The sequence below is a fragment of the Cupriavidus sp. 05N40 genome, assembly GCF_056397305.1.
Map to the genome: position 1 here is coordinate 17,587 of NZ_JBFTND010000029.1, position 24,939 is coordinate 42,525.

The following is a 24,939-nucleotide window of genomic DNA, read 5'->3' on the forward strand; positions in this document are numbered from 1 at the left end:
AGGCCCTGCAAAGGCCTGAACTGCCCGGCACGCAGACCAACAACCAGAGGAGAACAGCACGATGAGCAATCGCATCCGAGTCGCCGTGGGCGGCGTGACCGGCTGGGCCGGCGGCGAACTGGCGCGTGGCGTGGCGCATGCGGACGACATGACGCTGGTGGCCGGGCTGTCGCGCGGCGCGGCCGGCCAGACCCTGGCCGAGCTGACGGCGCACAAGGGCACGCCCGGCCTGGCAGTGGCCAGCATCGACGAGCTGGCCGCCGGCAGCTTCGACGTGTATGTGGAGTACACCAAGCCCGACGTGGCCAAGCGCAACATCCTGCAGGCGCTGGCCAAGGGCGCGCATGTGGTGGTTGGCACCTCGGGCTTGTCCGACCAGGACTACGAGGAGATCGACGCCGCCGCGCGCCAGGCCGGCCGCGGCGTGCTSGCCTGCGGCAATTTCGCCATCACGGTGGTGCTGCTGCAGAAGTTCGCCGAGATGGCCGCGCGCCACCTGGAGCACTGGGAAATCATCGACTATGCCAAGGCCGGCAAGGTCGACGTGCCCTCCGGCACGGTGCGCGAGCTGGCCTATCGCCTGGGCCAGGTCCGCCAGGCCGCGCAAACGGTACCGGTCGACCAGGTAAAGGGCCCCAGGGAAACGCGCGGCGCGACCATGTCCGGCAGCCAGGTGCACGCGGTGCGCCTGCCTGGCTACCAGCTCGGCGTGGAGGTGATCTTCGGCGCCGACGGCCAGCGCCTTCACCTCAAGCACGAGGCTGGCGACGGGTCCAGGCCCTACGTCACCGGCGCGCTGCTGGCGATCCGCAAGGTCAGCGGGCTGCAAGGCCTGGTCCGTGGGCTGGACAAGGTGATGGAGGGGCTTTGAGGCCCCGTCCCCTGCCGGCTACCAGCCCTTCTTTTCCACCGGTTTTCCTGCAGGCGCCGCCTTCGGCGCGGAGGCGGCCTGCGGATTGAGCTGCTGCGCCATGGCCGCGTCCTGGCTGGCCATCAGCGCGCGTGCCTGCGGCAGCAGCAGTTCCACCGTGCCGGTGTTCGGGTCTTCGGGTATGGCGTACAGCTCCACCGTCAGCGGACGCTTGGTCCAGCCGGCGTGAATGGTCTTGACGGGCTTGCCGGCCTTGTCCTTGAGCTCCACCGCTTCAGAGCGGAAGGGCTTGCCGTAGCGCGCGGTCAGGCTCTGCACCACGGCCTGCTCGGAGCGCACGCCGTCGGTCGGCACGATCAGGCCCACCAGGGCGCTGCGGTCGACGAAGGCGACCACGTGCGGGCCGTCCATGAAGGCGGGGCGCTTGTCGCGCGGTACGCCGACCTGGCGCATCGTGCCGTCGCCGCGCACTTCCACGCACAGCGCGGTCACGTCCCGGCCGTCCGGCGTGCGCTTGTCGGCGCAATCGGGAAGCGTGGGCAGCGGGCTGCCGATTTCCAGGGTATCCAGCATTGGCGCCAGCGCGTCGGCGCTGTCCTTGGCCGCGGCGCCGGCCAGCGGCGACAGCAGCAGCAGGCTGGCGGCGGCCAGCCCGGCGAGGGGGTATTTCATCCAGACTCCTGAGAAAAGCTGCGGATTGGAGCGCCCCCCGCGCGCGTGGTTCCGCCAGGGGCTAATGCGTCATACGGAGCACCGCGTTGGCCAGCACGGCCAGCAGCAGCACCAGCAGGGTCCACAACAGCAGGCGCGGCACGCGGCTGGGCGGCAGTTGCCGCTGCGGCGAGCGGGCCGTGCGCGCGGTCGTCGTGCGCAAGCGGGTATGGCCGTGCAGGCCGCGCGTATGCCAGACGGTGTCCGGGCCAAGATCGCGCACGGCGGTGCTCTCCCGGCCGGGCGGCCTGGCCGCCTTGTGCGACATGTGCGGCCGCGGGCCCTGCGCGCCGGCCGGACGCCGGGCGCCGGTTGACGGTTGGGTGCCGCTACTGCCGTGCGGTCGTTGCGTGGCCATCTGTGCTCCCCGGTTTGTGGTGCCGGCGCGGATCATCGTGTGCCGCCGGGGCACAGCACCGGACCATGGCCCGGGCGCCGCCAATGGTAAGACAAAGCGGCACCGCGCACCATGTCCCGAACGCGCCTTATGTGGTCTGGGCCACTTTGCGCGTGGCGTCCAGCGCCTCGCGCCGGAATGCATGGGCCACATGGTGGTAGAACGGATTCGGACAGAACTGGCGGGCCACGAAGGAGGCCAATAGCGCTGCCGCCAGCAGGAACACCGTGAGATCCTGCGAACGCGTCATCTCCATCACGATCACGCTGGCGGTGATGGGGGCCTGGGTGGCGCCGGCCAGGAAGGCGGCCATCGACACCAGCGCCAGCACGCGCGGCTCGGCCAGCGGAATGGCGAGGTAGGCCACCACCTGCTCGAGCCCGGCGCCGATGCCCGCGCCGATCGCCAGGCAAGGGGTGAAGATGCCGCCCGGGATGCCGGCGAAGTAAGACACCACGGTCGCCACCAGCTTGGCCAGGCCGAACCAGAGCGTGGGCGGCACATCCCCGTTGATCAGTCCGTTGGCCTGCTCGTAGCCGGTGCCGAAGGTGGCGCCGCCGGTGGACCAGCCGATCGCCGCGGCCACCAGCCCGCACAGGAAGGCCACCAGCACCGGGTGCTCGCCCGGCCACATGCGCAGCTTGCCCGGCAGCAGCCCTTGCACGCCGCCGGTCAGCGCCTTGGCGAACACGCCGCCAAGCACGCCATTGACCAGCGCGCACAGCAGCACCGGCCCCCAGGCGTTGTGCAGGGCGAGGATCGGTGTCTTGACCGCGAAATACGGGTTGTTGCCCAGCAGCGCCAGCGAGAGGAAACCGGCGGTCAGCACGCCCGAGAGCACCAGCCGGTCCCAGCGCACGGCGGTACCGCGCCCGAGCTCCTCGATGGCGAACACCACGCCGGCCAGCGGCGTATTGAAGGCGGCCGCCAGCCCGCCTGCGGCACCCGCGGCAATCAGCGCGTTGGGATGGAAGCCGATGCGAAAGCGCAGCCGTTCCTGGCACCAGCGCCCCCAGCTCAGCATGGCCGCCGCGCCCACCTGCACCGACGGCCCTTCGCGGCCGATCGAGGCGCCGGCCAGCAGGCCGCCGGTGGTCAGCAGCACCTTCCACATCGCCTGGCGGAACGACACCAGCAGCGTCTGCGCCGGCCCGGACGGCGGCAGCGAGAAAGACGCGATGACCTGGGGGATGCCGCTGCCGCGCGCCTGCGGCGCCAGGCGCAGCGTCAGCCAGCGCAGCGCGGCCAGCCCGAACGGCAGCAGCACGAAGGCCAGCCAGGGCGTGGCCCCGGTGAGCTTGTGGTTCCAGCCCAGCGCCAGCTCGGCGACCCAGGCAAAGACCAGGGAGAACAGCGCCACGCAGCCGGCGCCGCACATGAATACGGCATAGCGCAGGGTGGTGCGGGAGATGCGCCACATCTGGCGCGACTTGCGGCCGGCGGCAAGGCGGGCGCGGCGGCGCAGCGCACGCAGGCGGTCGTGCGCCGCATTGGCGTGCGCCTCCGCCCGGGCTTCGGCCCGGGCTTCGCGCACGACGTCCTGCGGCCCGCCCGGGTCCGGGCCCGGACCGGAATCAGGCCGGGAAGGCGGCAGATCTGCTTCGGGACTCTGGTCTGGCGCGGCGTCTTTCATGAAAGCGGCGGTCGGGGCGACAAAACACCGTGAGCGGCCCGCGGGCCGGGCGCATCACGGCGTCCCGGAACTATACGCTTTTCGCCGCGCCGGCTTCAGTCGAGCGAGATATGGTTGGCCTGGATCACGCCGCCCCAGCGCGCGCGGTCCGCGTCCACATAGCGCTGCACCTCGGCGCTGTCGCGCGGGCGCTGGATCACCAGGCCGAGCGCGGCAAAGGTCTGGCGGAACTGCGCGTCGCCGGTGGCCTTGGCCGCCGCTGCCTGCAGGCGTGCGATGGCTTCGGGCGGCGTCTGCGCCGGCACCGCCAGCCCGAACCAGGTGGCCGCCTGATAGTTGGGATGTCCGCTCTCGGCCACGGTGGGCACGTCGGGCAGCACCTCCAGGCGCTCCTTGCTGGTCACCGCCAGCGCCTTGAGCTTGCCGGCCTTGATATGCGGCAGCGAGGTGCTCACCACATCGATCATCAGCTGCACGTCGTTGGCCAGCAGCGCCGCCAGCGCGGGCGCGCTGCCGTTGTAGGGCACGTGGGTGAGATTGATGCCCAGCTCGGTCTTGAGCATCTCGGTGGCCAGCTGCAGCGGGTTGCCCAGCCCGACCGAGGCATAGTTCAGCTTGCCGGCGTTGGCCTTGGCGTAGCTGGCGAACTCGCGCACGTTGGCGGCCGGCACCTGGGTATTGGTCACCACCACCAGCGGGAGCTCGGCGGCGACCGAGATCACCTTGAAATCGCGCCTGGCGTCGTAGTTGACCTTCTTGTAGAGCATCGGGTTGAGCACCATGCTGGCATTGCTGGCCAGCAGCACCGTGTAGCCGTCGGCCGCGGTGCGCGCCACGCCGGTGGCGGCGATCATGGTGTTGGCGCCCGGGCGGTTCTCCACCACCACCGGCTGCTTGAGTTCGCGGCCCATGCCATCGGCCAGCGCGCGGGCCAGCTGGTCGGCCGAGCCGCCGGGCGTGTACGGCACCACCAGCTTGACCGGCCGGTCGGGAAAGGCGCCGGCCGTGGCCAGCTGCGCGCAGGCCAGCGCGCCCGCGCCGAGCATGGCGCGCCATGCGGGAATCCAGCGTTGCATATCGTCTCCTTGATTGTTTTTTTCCTTGCCGGCGGTGCCGGCTTGTCCTTCTCAGACGCGGCGTGACCGGCCTTCCCAGTACTTGTCGCGCAGGCGGCGCTTGGCCAGCTTGCCGGTGTCGTCGCGCGGCAGCTGCGCCTCCACCACGATGGTGCGCGGCACCTTGAAGCCCGACAGGCGCTGGCGCAGCCACTCGATGATGACGCCCTCCTCCAGGCTGGCGCCCGGCACCGGCTGCACCATGGCGAGCAGGCGTTCGCCGTATTCGTCGTCGGGCACGCCGAACACCACGCAGTCGGCCACGCCGGGATAGCGCACCAGCTCATGCTCGATCTCGGCCGGGTAGATGTTCACGCCGCCGGAGATCACCATGTCGGAGGCTCGGTCGCAGATAAAGAGATAGCCATCCGCGTCCACGTAGCCCATGTCGCCCAGGCTGACCAGGCCGCCGCGGTCGATGGCGCGGCGCGCTTCGTCGTTGTTGCGGTAGCTGAAGTCGGGGTAGGCCGRCTGGCGCACGTAGACCAGGCCGATTTCGCCGGGCGCGCAAGGCTTGCCCTGCTCGTCGAGGATGCGCACCTCGGCCTGGTCGACCGCGCGGCCGGCGGTGCCGGGCCTGGCGGCGGCGTCTGCCGGCGTGGCCACGGTGATCATGCCGGCCTCGCTGGAAGCGTAGGTTTCATGGATGACCGGGCCGAACCAGTCGAGCATGGCGCGCTTGACCTCGGGCGCGCACGGCGCGCCGGTGGAGGCGACGAAGCGCAGCGACGACAGGTCATAGCGCGCGYGCAGCTCGGCCGGTACCTTGAGCATGCGCACGTACATGATGGGCACCAGATACAGCACGTCGATGCGGTGCTTTTCCACCAGCGCCAGCACCTGCTCCGGATCGAAGCGCGCGCACAGCACCAGGCGCTCGCCCATCTGCAGCACGTTCTGGATGAACACACCCGGCGCGCTGTGGTACAGCGGCGCGGCCATCAGCGCGCGGCAGCCGGGCACGATGCCCATGGTCTGCGCCACCACCGAGCGCATGCGCTCGAGCTGCGCGTCCAGCGTGCCCAGCGGCACCGGCGCGCGCAGCACGCCCTTGGGGCGGCYGGTGGTGCCGGAGGTGTAGGCCATGTGGCCGCGCGGCGCCACGCGGGGGCCGTCATAGGGTTGCTGCGCGGCGAGCCAGCCGTCGTAGTCGGTGGCGCCGGCGGGCAAGGCTGTGTCGGCTTCCGCCACCGCCAGCACCTGCACGCCTTCCGGCACCACCGCGCGCACGCCGTCCAGCAGGCCGGCATGGACGATCAGCGCGCGCGCGCCGCTGTCGGTCAGCAAAAAGCGGATTTCCTCGGCGGTGAAGTGCCAGTTGATCGGGCAGTAGTAGGTGCCGGCGATGCGGCAGGCATGCACGATATCGGCGAAGACCGGATCGTTGCGCAGCAGCACGGCGACCACGTCGCCCTCGGCCAGGCCCAGCGCGCGCAGGCCGCCGGCCAGGCGCGCGCCGCGCTCGAGCAATGCGTCGCCGCTGCGGTGGGTGTCTTCGAACCAGAGGTCTGCGGCCATCAGTCGTCTCCTGCTTGCGTGGGGGTGGGGGCGTTCACGGTGCGGTTGGCGCGGTCGGCGGCGTTCTTCGCCGCGATGCGCTCGCGCGCGGCCTGCCACTCGGCATCGCCCCAGCCCAGGTACTGCTTGAAATAGGCGCCGTTGGCGAGGTAGTCGCCGCCGTCCAGCGCGATGGTCTGCCCGTTGATCCAGGAGTTGTCGCGCGCCAGCAGGAAGGCGGCCAGGTTGCCGATGTCCTGCGGCTGGCCGATGCGGCCGGTGGGGTTCTGCCCGCTGAGCTGGTCCTGCTGCGAATCCTGCGGGCGCAGGCGCGAGCCCGCGCCTTCGGTCGGGATCACGCCGGGCGCGATGGCGTTGCAGCGGATGCCGTGGCGGCCCCACTCCACCGCCAGCGACTTGGTCATCGCGTCCACGCCGGCCTTGGACATGGCGGACGGCACCACGAACGGCGAGCCGGTCCAGACCCAGGTCACCACGATCGACAGCACGGAGCCGGGATGGCCGTCGCGGATCCAGCGCTTGCCGACCGCCTGCGTGGTGTAGAAGGTGCCGCGGAAGACAATGTCGGAAATCGCGTGGAAGCCGTTGGGCGAGAGATCCTCGGTGCGGCTGATGAAATTGCCCGCGGCGTTGTTGACCAGGCAATCCAGCGGGCCGTGCGCGGTCCAGATGGTCTCGATCATGGCATCCACGGCGGCGGCGTCGCGGATGTCCACGGCATGGGTCACCACCTTGGCGCCGTGCCGGTCGCGCAGCATCTGCGCTGCCTCGTCGAGCACCGGCAGGCGGCGCCCGCACAGGTGCAGTTCGGCCCCCAGGCCGGCCAGGCGCTCGGCCATGATCAGGCCCAGCCCGGTGCCGCCGCCGGTGATCAGCACGCGCTGCCCGGCGAAAAGATCGTCCTTGAACATCTTGTCTCCTGTTTGGCCCCGCGCATGCCTGACCGGCGGGGAAAGCACACTGTAGCCCCGTCATGCGGCATCGACAATTCCCGCTCCCCGACTCACAATGTTGCGCCATATGTGACAATCCTCCATGGAATCCCGGATGGACCTGAACCTGATCCAGGCTTTCGTCGACATCGTCGAAGCCGGCAATTTGTCCGAGGCCGGCCGCCGGCGCGGCGTCACGCGCTCGCAGGTCAGCCGTCAGCTGCGCGAACTCGAGCACCAGGCCAACGCCCAGCTGCTGCGCCGGACCACGCGCCGGCTGGAGCTGACCGAGCCGGGCCACGCGCTCTACCAGCACGGTTTGCGCATCCTGCAGGAGGTGGCTTCGGCCCAGGCCGAGATCGACAGCCTGGGCAAGACCCTGCGCGGACATGTGCGCGTGAGCGTGCCGACCGGGCTGGGCGACACCTTCATCGCGCCGCTGCTGCTGGAGTTCGCCGGGCAGCACCCTGGCATCTCGCTGCGCGTGTTCTTCGCCAACCGCGTGGTGGACCTGATCGCCGCGGAAATCGACGTGGCCCTGCGGGTCACCTCGAAGCCGCAGCTGGACCACGTGGCGCGCGACGTCTGCGCGATCGACTGGCAGCTCTTTGCCGCGCCCGCCTACCTGGCCCGCTGCGGGACGCTGCGGGCGCCGGCGGACCTGGCGCGCTGCCAGTTCCTGTGCCCGCCCTATGCCGCGCGCCGCTTCGTGCTCACGCTGGACCGCGGCGAGCAGCGCGAGCAGGTGGCGCTGGTGCCGCACCTGCAGTCCGAGCATTTCCCCTTCCTGATGCGCGGCGTGCGCGACGGCCACGGCGTGGGCCTGCTGCCGGTCTACGCCGCCTGGGAGGACATGCGGGACGGCCGGCTGGTGCGGGTGCTGCCCGAATGGAACGCCGAAGGCCTGGGCAACCGGCTCTACATCATCACCACGCCCAACCTCCACCCGTCCATGGCCACGCGCGCCCTGATCGACTTCCTGCGCGAGCGGATCCCGGCGCTCGACGTGTTCGCCGCCGGGGGCGGCGGGCCGCCTTCCTGATCCGCCGCGCGCGGCGCGGCGGGAAAGGCACTGCGGGAAATCCGGCAAGCTTTCAAATTGCAAGTTAATATGCGTGGAACTGGCTTGCAAAACGAAAGCTACGGTGCGGATCCGATCCCGCCGACCCGCAAGCCGCATGGAGAAGACAAGGAATATGGGACACACAGACTTTGCCAGCATGCCTTGCCCGATTGCCCGCTCGATGGCGGTGCTGGGCGAGCGCTGGGCCATTCTCTTGCTGCGCGAGGCGTACTACGGCAGCACGCGTTTCGACGAATTCCAGCGGCACCTGGGCATTGCGCCCAACATCCTGAGCGCACGCCTGAAGACGCTGGTCGAGCACGACATGCTCGAGCGTGTGCCTGTGCCCGACAGCACGCGGCACATGTACCGCCTGAGCGCGAAGGGCCGTGACTTCTTCCCGGCATTCGTGGCGCTCAAGGCCTGGGCCGACCGCTGGATGAACGACGAGCGCGGCCCGATGACCTTGTTGCTGGACAAGCACACCGGTGAGGAGATCAAGGCGCATGCGCTGACGCGCGCCGATGGCCGCGCGCTGACGCTGGACGATCTTCGCGTGGCGCCTGGCCCGGCCGCCAACGGCTACCTGCGCCGCCGCTTCGGCGAGGCGGACCACGCGAAGGGCGAAGCGCAGACGAGCGCAACGGTGGCCGGCGATGCGTGAAGCGCAAGCCAACCCGCTGGCTGCAGCGGTACTCGCATCCGCCGCATCCGCCGCATCAGCCGCATCCGTCGCGGCTGCCGGCGCGCCCGCCCTGCAACCGCCGTTGCGCGAGTTGACGCGCCGTATCCTGGTGCTGGCCGCGCCCACCAGCCTGATCGCCCTCCTGCAGGCCACCGCGCAACTGATCGAAACCTGGCTGGCGGCGCGCCAGGGCACGGCGGCACTGGCCGGCTGGGCAGTGGTGCTGCCCTTCGCGCTGTTGCTGCAGCAGATGTCCACCGGCGCCATGGGCGGCGGCGTGGTCGCCGCCATCGCGCGCGCGCTCGGCGCGGGCAAGCGCGACGAGGCTTCCTCGCTGGTACTGCATGCGCTGATCATCGCGCTCACCGCGGGCCTGGTGTTCGCCGTGACGCTGGCCGGTTTTCCGCGCGGCATCCTCGGCGCGGTGGCCGGGCAGACCGCCGCCGACGCGGCCGCCACCTACGCGATCTGGCTGTTCGGCGCCGGCGCCGTGCCGGCCTGGCTGGCCAACACGCTGGCCTCGGTGCTGCGCGGCGGTGGCCGCCATGCGCTGGCGGCGCGCGTGCTGTCGCTGATGTGGATCGCCTTCCCGGTGCTGGCCTGGGCGCTGGCGGAGCCGGCCGGCATGGGCCTGGCGGGCATCGGCGCGGCGCTGGCCACGGTGTCGTGGGCAGCGGCCCTGGCGATGGCCGCCGTGGTGCTGCGCGGCGGTGCGGGCTTCGCGCCCACGCTGCGCGTGCGCCCGTCGCGTGCGCTGTTCGGTCGCATCCTGTCGGTGGGGCTGGTGGCCTGCCTGCTGGCCTCGGTCGCCAACCTGACCACCATCCTGGTGACGGCGCAATTGCGTCACTACGGCACCGCGGCGGTGGCCGCCTACGGCATCTCCGCGCGGCTCGAGTTCCTGATGATTCCGCTGGCCTTTGGCGTGGGCTCCGCGCTGACCGCGCTGGTGGGCCGCGCAGTGGGCGCGAACGACTGGACCACCGCGCGCCGCACCGCATGGGCCGGAGCCTTGCTGGCGCTGGCGGTGGCCGGCGCGGTGGGGGCTGCGGTGGGGCTGGCGCCGGCCGCCTTTGCCGGGCTCTTCACCAGGGATGCCGAAGTCGCGGGCATCGCCGCGCGGGCCTTGTCCTGGGTGGCGCCGGCCTTCGGCGGCTTCGGCCTGGGCATGGCGCTGTACTTCGCTTCGATGGGCGCGGGCCGCATGGGCTGGCCGGTGGCGGCCGGGGTCTCGCGCATCGCGCTGGCCGCCGGCGGCGGCTGGGTGCTGGCCAACATGGCCGGCATGGGGCTGGACGGGCACTTTCTTGGGGTGGCGCTGGGCATCAGCGCCTACGGCGTGGTCACCGCCTTCGGCGTGCGCGGCGGGAGCTGGGCGCCGCGCTGAATGGCGCGCCGCGCCGGGCCATTCAGGCTTTTTCTTGCAGGCGATGCGGGGGCATTCGGCAAGCGGGCCGGCGCGGCGCACGATGTGGACAATTCCCGGCTCGYCCTTGAATCTGCGCTCGCCCAGCCTCACCTAGTGAGTTCGCGCGCGGCGCACTGCGACGGCACGGACCGGGCATGGCGATGACGGCGCCGATGGCGGCACTGATGCCCGCCAAGGCGGCCCGGCAATGCGCGCAGCGGCTCCCCGGACCCGGCATGCGCCGGATCCGCCTCTCACTCCCTGGAGGTGGCATGCCCCCTCGCACCACCGTTTTCGTGGCCGCCCTCGTGGTCGGCTTGCTGCATGGCTATATCGGCCTGCGCCTGCTGCCCGACCTGCCGGTGGCCTTCGCCTTCAAGGCGCTGGCCGTAGCCTGGCTGGCGCTGTCCTGGCCCCTCATTCCCGCCGGCCTGCTGGCGCGGCGCCTGGACCAGCCCTGGTCCGACGCGCTCACCTGGGTGGGCATGCTGGCGATGGGCTTCTTCTCCTCGCTGCTGGTGCTGACGCTGGCGCGCGACGTGCTGCTGCTGGCCAGCGCCGTCACCGGCTGGCACCCTGCCTGGCTGCTGCCGCGCACGGCCGCCGCGGTGCCGGTGCTGGCGCTGGTGGTCACGGCGCTGGGCTTCTTCAACGCACGCCGGCTGGCGCAGGTGGTGGACGTGGAGGTGCCCATCGCCGGGCTGCCCGACGCGCTGCACGATTTCACCATCGTGCAGATCAGTGACATCCACGTCGGTCCCACCATCAAGCGCCCCTACCTGGAGCGCATCGTGGCGCGCGTCAACGGCCTGAATCCGGACGCCATCGCCATCACCGGCGACCTGGTCGACGGCACCGTGCGCGAGCTGGCGGCGCACACCGCGCCGCTGGGCAGCCTGCGCGCGCGCCACGGCACCTACTTCGTCACCGGCAACCACGAGTACTACGCCGGCGCCGATCCCTGGATCGCCGAACTGCGCCGGCTGGGCCTGCGCGTGCTGATGAATGAACACGTGGTGATCGGGCAGGACGAAGAGGCCCTGGTGCTGGCCGGCGTGACCGACTATACCGCCCACCGCTTCGATGAAAGCCATCGCAGCGACCCGGCTCGCGCGCTGGCCGGCGCCCCGGCCGTGGCCGCTGCGCGCGTGCTGCTGGCGCACCAGCCGCGCACCGCGCAGGCCGCCTCCGACGCGGGCTTCGACCTGCAGTTGTCCGGCCATACCCACGGCGGGCAGTTCTGGCCCTGGACGCTGTTCGTGCCGATGCAGCAGCCTTACGTTGCCGGGCTCAAGCGCCATGAGGCGATGTGGGTCTATGTGAGCCGGGGTACCGGCTACTGGGGGCCGCCCAAGCGCTTCGGCGCGCCGTCGGAGATCACGCGGCTGCGGCTGGTGCGCAAGTAGGCGCGGCCGGGCAATCGAAGAAACGAAAAAGGCCTCGCATTGTGCGAGGCCTTTGTGCTTGCGGCGACGGTGGCTTGTCGATGGCTGTCGCCCCGCTCCCGTTTATCGGAGCGGGGCGACAGCCGTGCCTTCGATACGCCAGTCTCAGCGTGCGATCGGCTTGTAGCGGATACGCTTGGGCTTGGCGCCTTCCTCGCCCAGGCGGCGCTTCTTGTCCGCCTCGTATTCCTGGTAGTTGCCGGGGAAGAACTCCACGTGCGACTCGCCTTCGAAGGCCAGGATGTGGGTGGCGATGCGGTCCAGGAACCAGCGGTCGTGGGAAATCACCATCACGCAGYCGGCGAATTCCAGCAGTGCGTCTTCGAGCGCGCGCAGGGTTTCCACGTCGAGGTCGTTGGACGGTTCRTCGAGCAGCAGCACGTTGCCGCCGGCGATCAGCGTCTTGGCCAGGTGCAGGCGGCCGCGCTCACCACCGGAGAGCGTGCCCACGTGCTTCTGCTGGTCCGAGCCCTTGAAGTTGAAGCGGCCGATATAGGCGCGCGACGGCGTTTCATAGCGGCCCACGGTAAGCACGTCGGCGCCGCCGGAGATTTCCTCGAACACGGTCTTGCTGCCGTCCAGCGCGTCGCGGCTCTGGTCCACGTAGGCCAGCTTCACGGTCGGGCCGACCTTGATCTCGCCGCTGTCCGGCGTTTCCTTGCCGGTCAGCATGCGGAAGAAGGTCGACTTGCCGGCGCCGTTCGGGCCGATGATGCCGACGATGGCGCCGGGCGGCACCTTGAAGCTGAGGTCGTCGATCAGCAGGCGGTCGCCGTAGGCCTTGCTCACGCCGTTGAACTCGATCACCTCGTTGCCCAGGCGCTCACCCGCCGGGATGAAGATTTCCTGGGTTTCGTTGCGCTTCTGGTATTCCTGGCTGTTCAGTTCGTCGAAGCGGGCCAGACGCGCCTTGGACTTGGCCTGGCGGCCCTTCGGGTTCTGGCGTACCCACTCCAGTTCCTTGTGCAGCGCTTTCTGGCGGGCCGACTCGCTCGACTCTTCCTGCTTCAGGCGCGCTTCCTTCTGGTCCAGCCAGGAGCTGTAGTTGCCCTTCCAGGGAATGCCGTGGCCGCGGTCCAGTTCCAGGATCCACTCAGCCGCGTTGTCGAGGAAGTAGCGATCGTGGGTCACCGCCACCACGGTGCCRGGGAAGCGCGTGAGGAACTGTTCCAGCCAGTCCACCGATTCCGCATCCAGGTGGTTGGTGGGTTCGTCGAGCAGCAGCATGTCGGGGCGCGAGAGCAGCAGGCGGCACAGCGCCACGCGGCGCTTTTCGCCGCCGGACAGGTTGCCCACCTTGGCGTCCCATGCCGGCAGGCGCAGCGCGTCGGCGGCGATCTCCAGCTGCAGCTCAGCGTTGTTGCCGTCGCTGGCCGAGAGAATGGCTTCGTACTTGGCCTGCTCGGCGGCCAGCGCGTCGAAATCCGCGTCCGGCTCGGCATATGCGGCATAGATCTCGTCGAGCTTCTTGCGCGCTTCGAACACGCCGCCCAGCGCCGCTTCCACGGACTCGCGCACGGTCTGCTCGGGGTCGAGCTGCGGCTCCTGCGGCAGGTAGCCGATATTCAGGTTGGGCATGGGCGTGGCTTCGCCCTCGATCTCCTTGTCGATGCCCGCCATGATCTTCAGCACGGTCGACTTGCCCGAGCCGTTCAGGCCCAGCACGCCGATCTTGGCGCCCGGGAAGAAGGACAGCGAGATGTCCTTGAGGATGTGACGCTTGGGCGGAACGATCTTGCCCACGCGGTTCATCGTGAATACGTACTGTGCCATGCGAATCCGATGGAATTGAGATAACCGGTCAAGTGTAGCAAAGCCGCTCCGGCCCCGGCCCGCCGGGACGGCCATGACGGTCTTTTCGGGCCGTTTTTCAGGCCCGTGGCGCGGCCGTCAGGGCGCGGGTCGCGCGCGCCGGCGCGCGCGGGTCAGGCTGGAGGTCAGGCGGCGGTAGGCGATATCCATATGCCGCTGCATGGCCGCGCGTGCCAGTTCGGGGTCCTTGCCGCGCAGCGCCGCCAGCACTTCGCGGTGCTCGGCGATCGCCTGGGCCCACACCTCGGGCGTCTCGAAGTGGCTGTGCAACTGATCGAACAGCGCGCCCAGGCGCAAATCGAACAGCCGCCGGACCACGCCCGCCAGCACGCTGTTGCCGGTGGCTTCAGCCACCCGCACATGGAACAGGCGGTCGGCGTCGAGCGGCTTGATGCCGGCGGCGGCATCCTCCGCCATCTGCTCGATCGCCCGCTCGATCGCATCGAACTGGGCCTTGCGCCCCGTGCGCGCGGCCAGCGCGGCGACCTCGCCCTCGACCAGCGCGCGCGCGCGGATCAGTTCGAGCGGGCCTTCCTCGCCGGACAGGTCAAAGCCGCCATTGGCGGGCGACGGCGGCGCGCAGACATAGATGCCCGAGCCCATTCGCACTTCGATATAGCCTTCGACCTCGAGCGCGATCAGCGCTTCGCGCAACGACGGGCGGCTCACGCCGAGCTGCACCGACAGGTCCCGCTCGGCCGGCAGGCGCGAGCCCACGGGGAACTCGCCTGCCAGGATGAGCGCACGCAGCTGGTTGCTGATCTGGCGGTAGAGCCGTTGCGGTTCGATCGATTGGATAGGCATGGACAAGCGGACCGGGTGGCCTGGGACGAAGCATCAGGGCGCGGATTATACGCTGGCGGTTCCCTCCGGCCGGCGCCCTTCAGCCAGCCAGCGGCGCGGGGAACGGCACCCCGTGGCGGGCCGCGCAGGCCCGCAGCGCGGGGGCAATGGTCGGATACAGCAGCACGCCCTCGCGCAGCTGGCGTTCGCGCAGCGCCAGACCGCGATCGCCCGGCATGCGCACGGCGGCCACGCCGGGGCGCGGCGGGTTGCGCCGGCAGGCTTCGCCGATCCAGTCGGCCTGGCGCAGGAAATCCGCCAGTCCGCCAAAGGCATCGGGGTCATAGAGCGCGATAAACACCGTGGCGCCCCAGCCATCGCCGCGCGCGGCGTCGTCGGCGCGGCCGCGGCCGGCCAGCGCGCCGGTCAGCGCCTCGACCAGCAAGGCCAGGCCGAATCCCTTGTGCCCCGCCTCCAGCCCGCCCAGCGGCAGGATGGTGCCGGGCGGACTTGCCGCGAGCACGGCCGGGTCGCGGCTGGCATGGCCCTGCGCATCGAGCATGCAGGCCTGCTCGTATTGCTGGCCGGCCTGATGCAGGCGCGCGCTCATGCCATTGGTGACGAGCGAAGCCGAGATATCCACCAGGAAGGGCGTGGTGGACGTTGGAATGCCGGCGGCGATCGGGTTGGGCGTGAACACGGCGCGCGTGCCGCCGTGCGGCGCCACGCTCTGCACCGACGGATCGGAACTGGAGAGCAGCATCATGAAGCCCTGGCCAGTGGCACGCAGCAGGTAGCTGGCCAGGCAGGCGATATGGTGGCTGCGCCGGATCACCAGGGTGGCGCTGCCGTACTGGCGCGCGCGTGGCACCAGCGCATCGATGCCCTGCGTGACCAGCCACGGCCCCGGCAGGCGCCGCCCGTCCCACAGCAGCGAAGGGCCGCGGTCCGCCAGTGTCTCGGCCATGCCGCCGCCGGCCATGGTGCCGTTTTCGATTTCCTTCAGGTAGGGCGCCAGCAGGGCCAGCCCGTGGGTATCGTGGCCCAGCAGGTCACCGTCGACCAGCACCTCGGCCACGGCCTGGGCCGGTGCGGCCTCCATGCCCGCGGCGCGCAGCAGCGCGCTGGCGAAGCCGGTGAGCGCGGACGGGTTGTAGCGTTCGGAGGCGTTCATCAGTAAGTGGCCCGGCCGCCGGAGATGTCGAACACGGCGCCGGTCGAGAAGGAACACTCGGACGATGCCAGCCAGGACACCAGTGCCGCCAGCTCCTCCACCTTGCCGAAGCGGCCCATGGGGATCCTGGACAGCATGTAGTCGATATGCTGCTGCGTCATCTGCGCGAACATGCCGGTCTGCACCGCCGCCGGCGTGATGCAGTTCACGGTGACGCCGCTCTGCGCCAGTTCCTTGCCCAGCGATTTGGTCAACGCCATGACGCCGGCCTTGGATGCACTGTAAGCCGAGGCATTGGGGTTGCCCTCCTTGCCCGCCACCGAGGCGATGGTGACGATGCGCCCGTAGCCGCGCGCGCGCATCTGCGGCGCCAGCGCACGGCAGCACAGGAAGGTGCCGCGCAGGTTGATCTCCATGACGCGGTCCCACTCCTCCACCGGATACTCCCAGGTGGTGGTGTTGGCGCCGGTGATGCCGGCGCTGGTGACCAGGATATCGACGGCGCCCGCCGCGCGCAGCGTGGCATCGCGCGCTGYGTCGACCTGGTCCGCCTTCGCCACGTCGACGCAGAGCAGATGAGGCCGTGCCTTGCCGAAGGCCGCGCCCGCCGCCTCCAGCGCCGCGGCATTGCTGTCCCACAGGCTGATGCTGGCGCCGCCTTCGGCAAGGCGCTGCGCGACAGCCAGCCCGATGCCCGCCGCGCCACCGGTGACGACCGCGTGACGACCTGAAAAATCGTATCGATTGCGCTCCGGCACGTCGTTCCTCCTGGATTACCCTGGGTTGCGCCAAGGGCGGCTCGCGCGGCCAGATTGGTTTGACCAGTTGGCCAGTGCGCGGAAGGTCCGCTGGATTCTAGGCAGCACATCGGCGAAAGTCCAGGTGCAATTCGGGCCGCCGCCCCGATTGCGTCGCCGCTCCCGACGCGCGTCATTGGTAATACCAGTTTACCTGTTGAAGCTCCTGAACTAGACTGCGCTCACTCGGCATGCGCAGCCGCAAGGCAGCGGCTGTCGTGCGCATCCGTATCTGCATTGCACAATAAAAGCAGGCATCGGCAGTCACGACAGCAAGGCGCTTGTCGTTGCTGCGCGGGTGCCGCAGAACGCAGGAGACCCGAGTGAACGACGAAAAGCCGCCGGCGCCCCCGAAACCCCCGATGCGCCGCAGCCAGGCCTGGTTCGGCCGCCTAGACCGCGACGGATTCATCTACCGCTCGTGGCTGAAGAACCGCGGCATCCCCCACGATCAGTTCGACGGCCGCCCCGTCATCGGCATCTGCAACACCTACTCCGAGCTCACGCCCTGCAACTCGCATTTCCGCACGCTGGCCGAGCAGGTCAAGATCGGCGTGTGGGAAGCCGGCGGTTTCCCGCTCGAGTTCCCGGTGATGTCGCTGGGCGAGACCATGCTGCGCCCGACCGCGATGCTGTTCCGCAACCTCGCCAGCATGGACGTGGAGGAATCCATCCGCGGCAACCCCATCGATGGCGTGGTGCTGCTGATGGGCTGCGACAAGACCACGCCGGCGCTGATGATGGGCGCGGCCTCCTGCGACCTGCCCACCATCGGCGTCTCGGGCGGCCCGATGCTCAGCGGCAAGTTCCGCGGCGGCGAGCTCGGCTCCGGCACCGATGTCTGGAAGATGTCGGAAGAGGTGCGGGCCGGCCAGATGTCGCAGGAAGACTTCTTCGAGGCCGAGAGCTGCATGCACCGTTCGCATGGCCACTGCATGACCATGGGCACCGCCTCGACCATGGCCAGCATGGTCGAGGCCCTCGGCATGAGCTTGCCCGGCAACGCCGCGATTCCCGCCGTGGACGGGCGCCGCAACGTGCTGGCGCGCGCCTCGGGCCGGCGCATCGTCGAGATGGTCAGGGACAACCTGGTGATGTCGCAGATCCTGACGCGCCCGGCCTTCGAGAATGCGATCCGCGTCAACGCCGCCATCGGCGGCTCGACCAACGCCGTGATCCACTTGCTGGCCATTGCCGGACGCATCGGCGTCCAGCTCGGCCTGGACGACTGGGACAGCATCGGGCATGAGCTGCCATGCCTGCTCGACCTGCAACCGTCCGGGCGCCACCTGATGGAGGATTTCTACTATGCCGGCGGCCTGCCGGCGGTAATCCGCGAACTGGGACCGGTGCTCGCGCGCGACACGCTGACAGTCAACGGCAAGACGCTGTGGGACAACTGCAAGGACGCGCCCAACTGGAACCGCGAGGTCATCCTCGCCTTTGATGCGCCCTTCAAGCCCAGTGCCGGCATTGCCGTGCTGCACGGCAACCTGTGCCCCGATGGCGCGGTCATCAAGCCCAGCGCCGCCACGCCGGCGCTGCTCAGGCACACCGGCCGCGCGGTGGTGTTCGAGGACAGCGAGCATATGCACCAGCGGCTCGACGACGAAACCCTCGACGTCGACGAAAACTGCGTGCTGGTGCTGAAGAACTGCGGCCCGCGCGGCTACCCCGGCATGGCCGAGGCCGGCAACATGCCGCTGCCGCCCAAGCTGCTGCGCAAGGGCATCACCGACATGGTGCGGGTCTCCGACGCGCGCATGAGCGGCACCGCCTACGGCACGGTGGTGCTGCACGTGGCCCCCGAGGCCGCGGCCGGCGGCCCGCTCGCACTGGTGCAGGACGGCGACCTGGTGGAGCTCGACGTGGCCGCGCGCAAGCTGCACCTGCATGTCGGCGATGAAGAGCTGGCGCGCCGGCGTGCAGCCTGGCAAGCGCCCCCGCTGCCGATGACGCGCGGCTGGACCCGGCTCTACGTCGAGCACGTGCAGCAGGCCAACCTGGGCGCCGACCTCGACTTCCTGGTGGGCAGGAGCGGGGCCGGCGTGCCCAAGGACAATCACTGAGGCATCGCCACCGAGACGCGAGCGAGCACAACGATGAAAATCCTGATCACGGACTACGATTTCCCGGATGTGGATCTCGAACAGGCGCTCTACCGCGACGCCGGCATCGAGGTCGTCACCGCGCAGTGCCGCAGCGAGCAGGATGTGATCGACGCCGCGGCGGGCTGCCAGGGCCTGCTGGTGCAATACGCGCCGGTCAATGCACGGGTGTTCGCCGCGCGCCCGGAGATCCGCGTGGTGAGCCGCTACGGCGCCGGCTTCGATACGGTGAACACCGCGGACGCGCGCGCGCACGGCATATGGGTCGGCAACTCGCCGGACTATGGCGTGGGCGAGGTGGCCACCCATGCGCTGGCGATGATGCTGTCGCTGCTGCGGCACATTCCCTTCTACGACCGCGACGTCAAGGCCGGCACCTGGCATTTCGGCAGCGCCGGCGAGCTACGGCGGGTCGGCGACATGACGCTGGGCATCCTGGGCCTTGGCCGCATCGGCAAGCGCATGGCGCATATCGGCCGCAACAGCTTTGCCCGCGTGATCGCATGCGACCCCTACCTGATCGACGGCGACTTCCCGCCCTATGTACAGCGCGTGGACCAGGAGACCCTGTTCGCGCAGGCCCACGCCATCTCGCTGCACGTGCCGCTGAACGATGAAACGCGCGGCATGGTGGGCGCCGCGCTGCTCGATCGCATGCAGCCCGGYGGCGTGCTGGTGAATACCGCGCGCGGGCCCGTGGTCGACATCGACGACTTGCTGGCGGCGCTGGACTCGGGCCGGCTCGACGGCGCCGCACTGGATGTGCTGCCGGTCGAACCGGCCGCCGACGCACGCCTGCTGCGCCATCCGCGCGTCGTGCTGTCGCCGCATGCGGCCTTCTACTCGACGGTGGCGGAAAAGGAATTGCGGCGCAAGGCCGCGCAGAACCTGGTCGACTGGGCCGTGCGCGGCCGCCCGACCTATGTGGTGGTGGCAGGCAGCTAGCTGGGCTGCAGGCAGGCCCCGACAAGAGCGGTAACCGGAGACACGAGGCATGGCATCGGTACAGATTCGAGGCGTCGAGAAGGTCTTTGGCGGCACCCAGGTCATCCGCGGCGTGGACATCGACATTCCCGATGGCCAGTTCACCGTGCTGGTCGGGCCGTCCGGATGCGGCAAGTCCACCTTGCTGCGCATGATCGCGGGCCTGGAGGAGATCACGACCGGCGAGATCGCCATCGGGGACCGGGTGGTCAACCAGTTGCCGCCCAAGGAGCGCGACATCGCCATGGTGTTCCAGAACTATGCGCTCTACCCGCATATGACGGTCTACGACAACATGGCCTTCTCGCTCAAGCTGGCCAAGGCGCCGCGCGAGGAGATCAAGCAGAAGGTGGACAAGGCCTGCGCCATCCTCGGCCTGGGCGCGCTGCTGGAGCGCTATCCCCGCCAGCTCTCGGGAGGCCAGCGCCAGCGGGTGGCGATGGGGCGTGCGATCGTGCGCGACCCGCAGGTGTTCCTGTTCGACGAGCCGCTCTCCAACCTCGACGCCAAGCTGCGCGTGCAGATGCGCGCGGAGATCAAGGAGCTGCACCAGCGCCTGCGCACCACCTCGGTCTACGTGACGCACGACCAGATCGAGGCCATGACCATGGCCGACCAGATCGTGGTGATGCGCGACGGCCGCGTGGAGCAGCGCGGCAAGCCGCTTGAGCTCTACGACCGGCCCGACAATCTCTTCGTGGCCGGCTTCATCGGCTCGCCGGCGATGAACTTCGTGCCAGGCACACTGCGCCGCCAGGGCGGCACGGCCACGGTCGAGTTTGCCGACGGCAGCCGCGTGCCCGCTCCCGCGCGCCTGGACAACAGCGCCGGCACCGACGGCCAGCGCGTGATCTACGGCGTGCGTCCGGAGCACCTGGACCTGGGCCCGCCCGGCCAGGGCCTGCCAAGCCGCGTCGCGGTGGTGGAGCCCACCGGTGCCAACACCGAGGTCTACTCGCGCTTCTGCGAGACCGAGTTCATTTCGATCTTCCGCGAGCGCCACAACTTTGCCGCGGGCGACATCCTGCACCTGGTACCCGACCACCAGCACACCCACCTGTTCGATGCCGATTCGGGCCAGGCGCTGTTGCGGTACGACGCGCCGCCGCCGGCGGGCGACCAGGGAAACAGGCATGACCAGCACGGGGCAGAACCCCTGACCACGGAGGAGACAAAGCAATGAGCACGACGACCCGCTTCACCAGACGCGATTTCCTGGCATCCACGGCTGCCGTGGCTGCCACCACGGCGCTGGGCGGACATGCCTTCGCCGCCCCGGCGCCGTTGCAGTACAAGCCGGAAGCCGGCGCCAAGCTGCGCGTACTGCGCTGGAAGCGCTTCGTGCAGGGCGACGAAGACCTGTGGAACGCCAACACGAAGAAATTCACCGAGCTGACCGGCATCGAGGTACGCGTCGACAACGAAGGCTGGGAAGACGTGCGGCCCAAGGCCGCGGTGGCGGCCAGCGTGGGCAGCGGCCCGGACATCATCGTCGGCTGGTTCGACGACCCGCAGCAGTACCCCGACAAGCTGGTCGACCTGTCCGACCTTGCCGGCTACCTGGGCGGCAAGTATGGCGGCTGGTACGACGTGTGCCGCAAGTACGGCACCCATAACGGCAAATGGATCGGCCTGCCGCTGGGCGTGGTCGGCAATGCGCTGGTCTATCGCGAGAGCCACGTCAAGGCTGCCGGCTTCGACACCATTCCCAAGGACACCGCCGGTTTCCTCAAGCTCTGCCAGGGCCTCAAGGCCAAGGGCACGCCCTGCGGCTTCGCGCTCGGCAAGGCGGTCGGCGACGGCAACAACTGGGCGCACTGGCTGCTGTGGTCGCACGGCGGCATGCTGGTCGACACCAAAGGCAAGGTGGTGGTCAATTCGCCCGAGACCTGGGCCGCGCTGGAATACGCCAAGCAGCTCTACGCCACCTTCGTGCCCGGCACGCTGTCATGGCAGGATCCGTCGAACAACAAGGCCTTCCTCGACGGGCAGGTCAGCCTGACCGCCAACGGCATCTCGGTCTACTACGCGGCCAAGAATTCCAAGGAGCCCAAGTTGCAGGAGATGGCGCAGGACATCCAGCATGCGCACTTCCCCATCGGCAACTCCGGCAAACCCACCGAGCTGATGCAGATCACGCAGATGATGCTGTTCAAGTACTCCAAGTACCCGAACGCGGCGAAGGCCTACCTGCAGTTCATGATGGAGCCGGAACAGTACAACCCGTGGATGGAGGCCGCCATCGGCTACGTCAGCCAGCCGCTCAAGGCTTACGAGGCCAATCCGATCTGGACCGTCGACCCCAAGCACACCGTCTATCGCGACTCCGCCGCGCTGATGCTCGACAACGGCCACGCGGGCCCGCTCGGCACCGCCTCGGCGGCATCCATGGCGGACTACATCGTGGTCGACATGGTGGCCGAGGCAGCCAGCGGCTCCAAGACCCCCAAGGAGGCAGCGGCGCGCGCGGCGCAGCGTGCCACGCGCTACTACAAGGCCTAGCGCTCGCCGGCGCTTGCCGCGCGGCATCGCCCGTGGCTAGCTCCCGCCCCCCGCCGCGCGGGGGAGGGAGCGAGGCAGCGTGCAGCTGGGCACGCCGGGCAAGCGGCGGCCACATGAAACCAGGCCCCTGGGACAAGGAGCTCCGATGGAACAAGGCATCGACAAGGCAATTGCCACGCCACGGCGGCCACCGCCGCGCGCACCCATGCTGTCCAGGCTGATGAACCACCGGCATGCGCTCGGCATGCTGTTCATGCTGCCGACCGGGCTGTTGCTGCTGCTCTTCCTGACTTATCCGCTCGGGCTTGGCGTCTGGCTCGGCTTCACCGACACCAAGATCGGCGGCGCCGGCGAATGGATCGGCCTGGCCAACTACGACTACCTGGTTGGCGACTCGCTCACGCAGCTGGCGCTGTTCAACACGATCTTCTACACCGTGGTGGCGAGCGTGCTGAAGTTCGTGCTGGGCCTGTGGCTGGCGCTGCTGCTCAACAAGAACCTGCCGTTCAAGTCCTTTTTCCGCGCCATCGTGCTGCTGCCGTGGATCGTGCCGACGGCGCTGTCCGCGCTGGCCTTCTGGTGGATCTACGATGCCCAGTTCTCCGTCATCAGCTGGACCCTGGTCAAGCTCGGCCTGATCGACCGCTATATCGACTTCCTGGGCGATCCCTGGCTGGCCCGCTTCTCCACCATCGCCGCCAATGTGTGGCGCGGCATTCCCTTCGTCGCCATCTCGCTGCTGGCCGGGCTGCAGACCATCTCGCCCACGCTGTACGAGGCGGCATCGATCGACGGCGTCACACCCTGGCAGCAATTCCGCTATGTCACGCTGCCGCTGCTCACGCCGATCATCGCGGTGGTGATGACCTTCTCGGTGCTGTTTACCTTCACCGATTTCCAGCTGATCTATGTGCTCACGCGCGGCGGCCCGCTCAACGCCACCCACCTGATGGCCACGCTGTCCTTCCAGCGCGCGATCTCGGGCGGCTCGCTGGGCGAAGGCGCGGCGATCGCCACCATGATGGTGCCCTTCCTGCTGGCGGCGATCCTGTTTTCTTACTTCGGCCTGCAACGGCGCGGCTGGCAACAGGGAGGCGACAAATGAAAGCGACCACCGCGCCCGAGCAACAGGGCATGGACTACCTGCAGTCGCTCCCGCGGCGCTGGGYGACGATCTACATCCCGCTGGGCATCTTCGTCTTCGTGCTGCTGTTCCCCTTCTACTGGATGGCCATCACCGCCTTCAAGCCGGACGGCGAACTGCTGATGGGCACCGCCAACCCGTTCCTGGTGATCGCGCCAACCCTGGCGCACTTCAAGAAGCTGCTGTTCAACACGCCGTATCCGGCCTGGCTGCTCAACACCGTGATCGTCTCCACGGTTTCCACCTTCGCCTCGCTGGCGGCCAGCGTGCTGGCCGCCTACGCCATCGAGYGGCTGCGCTTCCAGGGCGCCAAGCAGGTCGGCCTGGCCATCTTCCTGGCCTACCTGATCCCGCCCTCGATCCTGTTCATCCCGCTGGCGTCGATCGTGTTCCAGCTCGGCCTGTTCGATACGCGCTGGGCACTGATCCTGACCTATCCGACCTTCCTGATCCCGTTCTGCACCTGGCTGCTGATGGGCTACTTCCGCTCGATCCCCTATGAGCTGGAAGAATGCGCGCTGATCGACGGCGCCACGCGCTGGGAGATACTGGTCAAGATCATCCTGCCGTTGGCGGTGCCGGGCCTGATCTCGGCCGGCATCTTCGCCTTCACGCTGTCGTGGAACGAGTTCATCTACGCGCTGACCTTCATTTCCTCGTCCGAGGTGAAGACGGTGCCGGTGGGAATCGTCACCGAGCTGATCGAGGGCGATGTCTACCACTGGGGCGCGCTGATGGCGGGCGCCCTGCTGGGTTCGCTGCCGGTGGCGCTGGTGTATTCCTTCTTTGTCGAGTACTACGTGTCGGGCATGACCGGGGCGGTCAAGGAATAGGCGCGGGTGGCAGTGGCAGGCAATGGCAGGCAATGGCACGCAATCGCACCGGGCAGGCTAAAATGCGGCCTGCCCTGCCGCGCACGCCGCGGYGCCATTTGACACCGTTGCCCCCAGGCAACCGCTTCGCCACCCCGCCCGATGAGCAAACCCGCCCGCACGCTTACCTTCAAGTGCACCAAGTGCACCAAGCCCGTCACGCTGTTTCTGCAGAAAACGTCGGCCTGCTCGCATCTCCAGCCCTACCAGGGCTGGTGCAAATGCGGCGAACTGATGCGCCACGCTACCGGAGAGCAGGACGCCGTCCAGGCTTTCGTGGCGACCGGCGAGATCAGCCACCACCATCACCACCATCACTAAGCCACGGTGAGCCAAGGCAGCAGCCCCGCCTTCGCCGGCAATACCTGGCGCCCCGGCGCCAAGGATCCGCTGCGCTTTCTCGGCGGCTATCCGCCGGACGTGCTCGAACAGGTGCGCCAGATGGTGGCAGCCAACCGGCTCGGCGATCACCTGAGCAAGAAATATCCCGAACGCCACGCCATACAGACGGACCGCGCGCTGTACGAATACACCGGTGAGCTGAAGCAGGACTTCCTGCGCAGCGCGCCGCCGCTGCACAAGGTGGCCTTCGACGCCAAGATCGACACGGTGCACCGCGCGCTCGGCCTGCACACCGCGATTTCGCGCGTGCAGGGAGGCAAGCTCAAGGCCAAGAAGGAAATCCGCGTGGCTTCGGTATTCAGGCAAGCGCCGCCGGAGTTCCTGCGCATGATCGTGGTGCACGAGCTCGCGCACCTGAAGGAAAGCGATCACGACAAGGCGTTCTACCGGCTCTGCGAATACATGGAGCCGGCCTACCACCAGCTCGAGTTCGACACGCGGCTGTTCCTGGCATGGCGGGAGCTGGAGCCCGCGCAAGACTAACTAGCCGGCCACGGCCGCTGTCTTGCAGTAGCTTCCCTGCGCCGCCACCCGGTGCCGCATGCACACCTGCACCTCGCCCGCGGGCGCAGCCGCTTCCACC

At 69.2% G+C, this 24,939-nt stretch carries 23 protein-coding genes; 13 read left to right on the plus strand and 10 right to left on the minus strand.

Going from position 1 to position 24,939, the window contains the following annotated elements; all coding sequences use genetic code 11:
* Window positions 1-61: 61 nt before the first annotated feature.
* Window positions 62-871, plus strand: coding sequence for a 4-hydroxy-tetrahydrodipicolinate reductase (gene dapB / locus AC1DO7_RS09185; protein ID WP_441618120.1), 810 nt, complete (start codon window positions 62-64; stop codon window positions 869-871).
* Between the two features lie 18 nt (window positions 872-889).
* Here the strand turns inward: dapB and AC1DO7_RS09190 are convergent, their stop codons facing one another.
* The 6 genes from AC1DO7_RS09190 to AC1DO7_RS09215 form a co-directional block, all read right to left on the minus strand.
* The gene (locus AC1DO7_RS09190; protein ID WP_441618118.1) at window positions 890-1,543 is read right to left on the minus strand and encodes a hypothetical protein; all 654 of its coding nucleotides are present in this window, start codon (window positions 1,541-1,543) and stop codon (window positions 890-892) included.
* Between the two features lie 61 nt (window positions 1,544-1,604).
* Window positions 1,605-1,940, minus strand: coding sequence for a hypothetical protein (locus tag AC1DO7_RS09195; protein ID WP_441618116.1), 336 nt, complete (start codon window positions 1,938-1,940; stop codon window positions 1,605-1,607).
* A gap of 127 nt (window positions 1,941-2,067) precedes the next feature.
* Window positions 2,068-3,612 (minus strand): chloride channel protein, encoded by a 1,545-nt coding sequence (locus AC1DO7_RS09200; protein WP_441618114.1) that lies wholly within the window; start codon window positions 3,610-3,612, stop codon window positions 2,068-2,070.
* Between the two features lie 95 nt (window positions 3,613-3,707).
* Window positions 3,708-4,688, minus strand: coding sequence for a Bug family tripartite tricarboxylate transporter substrate binding protein (locus AC1DO7_RS09205; protein WP_441618112.1), 981 nt, complete (start codon window positions 4,686-4,688; stop codon window positions 3,708-3,710).
* Between the two features lie 51 nt (window positions 4,689-4,739).
* On the minus strand, window positions 4,740-6,245 hold the full coding sequence (locus tag AC1DO7_RS09210; protein WP_477116020.1) for an acyl-CoA synthetase: 1,506 nt from the start codon (window positions 6,243-6,245) through the stop codon (window positions 4,740-4,742).
* Entirely contained in the window at window positions 6,245-7,156 is a 912-nt protein-coding gene (locus AC1DO7_RS09215; protein WP_441618108.1) for an SDR family oxidoreductase, read from the minus strand. Before AC1DO7_RS09215 ends, AC1DO7_RS09210 begins: the two co-directional genes overlap by 1 nt.
* Before the next feature lie 136 nt (window positions 7,157-7,292).
* On the opposite strand from AC1DO7_RS09215, the gene AC1DO7_RS09220 reads away from it, so the two are divergent.
* The 4 genes from AC1DO7_RS09220 to AC1DO7_RS09235 all read left to right on the plus strand — a co-directional run bounded on the left by AC1DO7_RS09220 (window position 7,293) and on the right by AC1DO7_RS09235 (window position 11,739).
* Window positions 7,293-8,219 carry a LysR family transcriptional regulator gene (locus AC1DO7_RS09220; protein ID WP_441618106.1) on the plus strand — a complete coding sequence of 309 codons (927 nt, stop codon included), beginning with the start codon at window positions 7,293-7,295 and terminating at the stop codon, window positions 8,217-8,219.
* Between the two features lie 154 nt (window positions 8,220-8,373).
* Window positions 8,374-8,904 carry a winged helix-turn-helix transcriptional regulator gene (locus tag AC1DO7_RS09225; RefSeq protein WP_441618104.1) on the plus strand — a complete coding sequence of 177 codons (531 nt, stop codon included), beginning with the start codon at window positions 8,374-8,376 and terminating at the stop codon, window positions 8,902-8,904.
* Window positions 8,897-10,312, plus strand: a complete 1,416-nt coding sequence (locus tag AC1DO7_RS09230) for an MATE family efflux transporter (RefSeq protein ID WP_441618102.1) — start codon at window positions 8,897-8,899, stop codon at window positions 10,310-10,312. The genes AC1DO7_RS09225 and AC1DO7_RS09230 overlap by 8 nt, the downstream gene beginning before the upstream one ends.
* A 293-nt stretch (window positions 10,313-10,605) precedes the next feature.
* Window positions 10,606-11,739: a metallophosphoesterase gene (locus tag AC1DO7_RS09235; protein ID WP_441618100.1), complete on the plus strand. Its 1,134-nt coding sequence runs from the start codon at window positions 10,606-10,608 to the stop codon at window positions 11,737-11,739.
* A gap of 144 nt (window positions 11,740-11,883) precedes the next feature.
* Here AC1DO7_RS09235 and ettA read toward each other — a convergent pair whose 3' ends face one another.
* The 4 genes from ettA to AC1DO7_RS09255 all read right to left on the minus strand — a co-directional run bounded on the left by ettA (window position 11,884) and on the right by AC1DO7_RS09255 (window position 16,305).
* Complete coding sequence (ettA, locus tag AC1DO7_RS09240; RefSeq protein WP_477116021.1) at window positions 11,884-13,551, minus strand: energy-dependent translational throttle protein EttA; 1,668 nt, start codon at window positions 13,549-13,551, stop codon at window positions 11,884-11,886.
* 117 nt (window positions 13,552-13,668) lie between these two features.
* A complete protein-coding gene (locus AC1DO7_RS09245; protein WP_441618096.1) occupies window positions 13,669-14,394 on the minus strand; it encodes a FadR/GntR family transcriptional regulator in 726 nt (241 codons plus the stop codon).
* A 79-nt stretch (window positions 14,395-14,473) separates the two neighbouring features.
* On the minus strand, window positions 14,474-15,547 hold the full coding sequence (locus AC1DO7_RS09250; RefSeq protein WP_441649733.1) for an Ldh family oxidoreductase: 1,074 nt from the start codon (window positions 15,545-15,547) through the stop codon (window positions 14,474-14,476).
* Window positions 15,547-16,305, minus strand: a complete 759-nt coding sequence (locus AC1DO7_RS09255) for an SDR family NAD(P)-dependent oxidoreductase (RefSeq protein ID WP_477116022.1) — start codon at window positions 16,303-16,305, stop codon at window positions 15,547-15,549. Before AC1DO7_RS09255 ends, AC1DO7_RS09250 begins: the two co-directional genes overlap by 1 nt.
* A gap of 401 nt (window positions 16,306-16,706) precedes the next feature.
* Here AC1DO7_RS09255 and AC1DO7_RS09260 point away from each other — a divergent pair, with 401 nt between their 5' ends.
* The 8 genes from AC1DO7_RS09260 to AC1DO7_RS09295 all read left to right on the plus strand — a co-directional run bounded on the left by AC1DO7_RS09260 (window position 16,707) and on the right by AC1DO7_RS09295 (window position 24,839).
* The gene (locus AC1DO7_RS09260; RefSeq protein WP_441618180.1) at window positions 16,707-18,413 is read left to right on the plus strand and encodes an IlvD/Edd family dehydratase; all 1,707 of its coding nucleotides are present in this window, start codon (window positions 16,707-16,709) and stop codon (window positions 18,411-18,413) included.
* A 33-nt stretch (window positions 18,414-18,446) separates the two neighbouring features.
* Window positions 18,447-19,397, plus strand: a complete 951-nt coding sequence (locus AC1DO7_RS09265; protein ID WP_441618091.1) for a C-terminal binding protein — start codon at window positions 18,447-18,449, stop codon at window positions 19,395-19,397.
* A 49-nt stretch (window positions 19,398-19,446) separates the two neighbouring features.
* Window positions 19,447-20,619 carry an ABC transporter ATP-binding protein gene (locus tag AC1DO7_RS09270; RefSeq protein WP_441618089.1) on the plus strand — a complete coding sequence of 391 codons (1,173 nt, stop codon included), beginning with the start codon at window positions 19,447-19,449 and terminating at the stop codon, window positions 20,617-20,619.
* On the plus strand, window positions 20,616-21,938 hold the full coding sequence (locus AC1DO7_RS09275; protein ID WP_441618087.1) for an ABC transporter substrate-binding protein: 1,323 nt from the start codon (window positions 20,616-20,618) through the stop codon (window positions 21,936-21,938). Before AC1DO7_RS09270 ends, AC1DO7_RS09275 begins: the two co-directional genes overlap by 4 nt.
* A 205-nt stretch (window positions 21,939-22,143) precedes the next feature.
* Window positions 22,144-23,043 (plus strand): carbohydrate ABC transporter permease, encoded by a 900-nt coding sequence (locus AC1DO7_RS09280; protein WP_441618178.1) that lies wholly within the window; start codon window positions 22,144-22,146, stop codon window positions 23,041-23,043.
* Entirely contained in the window at window positions 23,040-23,915 is an 876-nt protein-coding gene (locus AC1DO7_RS09285; RefSeq protein WP_477116023.1) for a carbohydrate ABC transporter permease, read from the plus strand. The genes AC1DO7_RS09280 and AC1DO7_RS09285 overlap by 4 nt, the downstream gene beginning before the upstream one ends.
* A gap of 141 nt (window positions 23,916-24,056) precedes the next feature.
* Window positions 24,057-24,275: a hypothetical protein gene (locus tag AC1DO7_RS09290; RefSeq protein WP_441618084.1), complete on the plus strand. Its 219-nt coding sequence runs from the start codon at window positions 24,057-24,059 to the stop codon at window positions 24,273-24,275.
* A 69-nt stretch (window positions 24,276-24,344) separates the two neighbouring features.
* Window positions 24,345-24,839 carry a M48 metallopeptidase family protein gene (locus AC1DO7_RS09295; RefSeq protein ID WP_441618176.1) on the plus strand — a complete coding sequence of 165 codons (495 nt, stop codon included), beginning with the start codon at window positions 24,345-24,347 and terminating at the stop codon, window positions 24,837-24,839.
* Window positions 24,840-24,939: the final 100 nt, after the last annotated feature.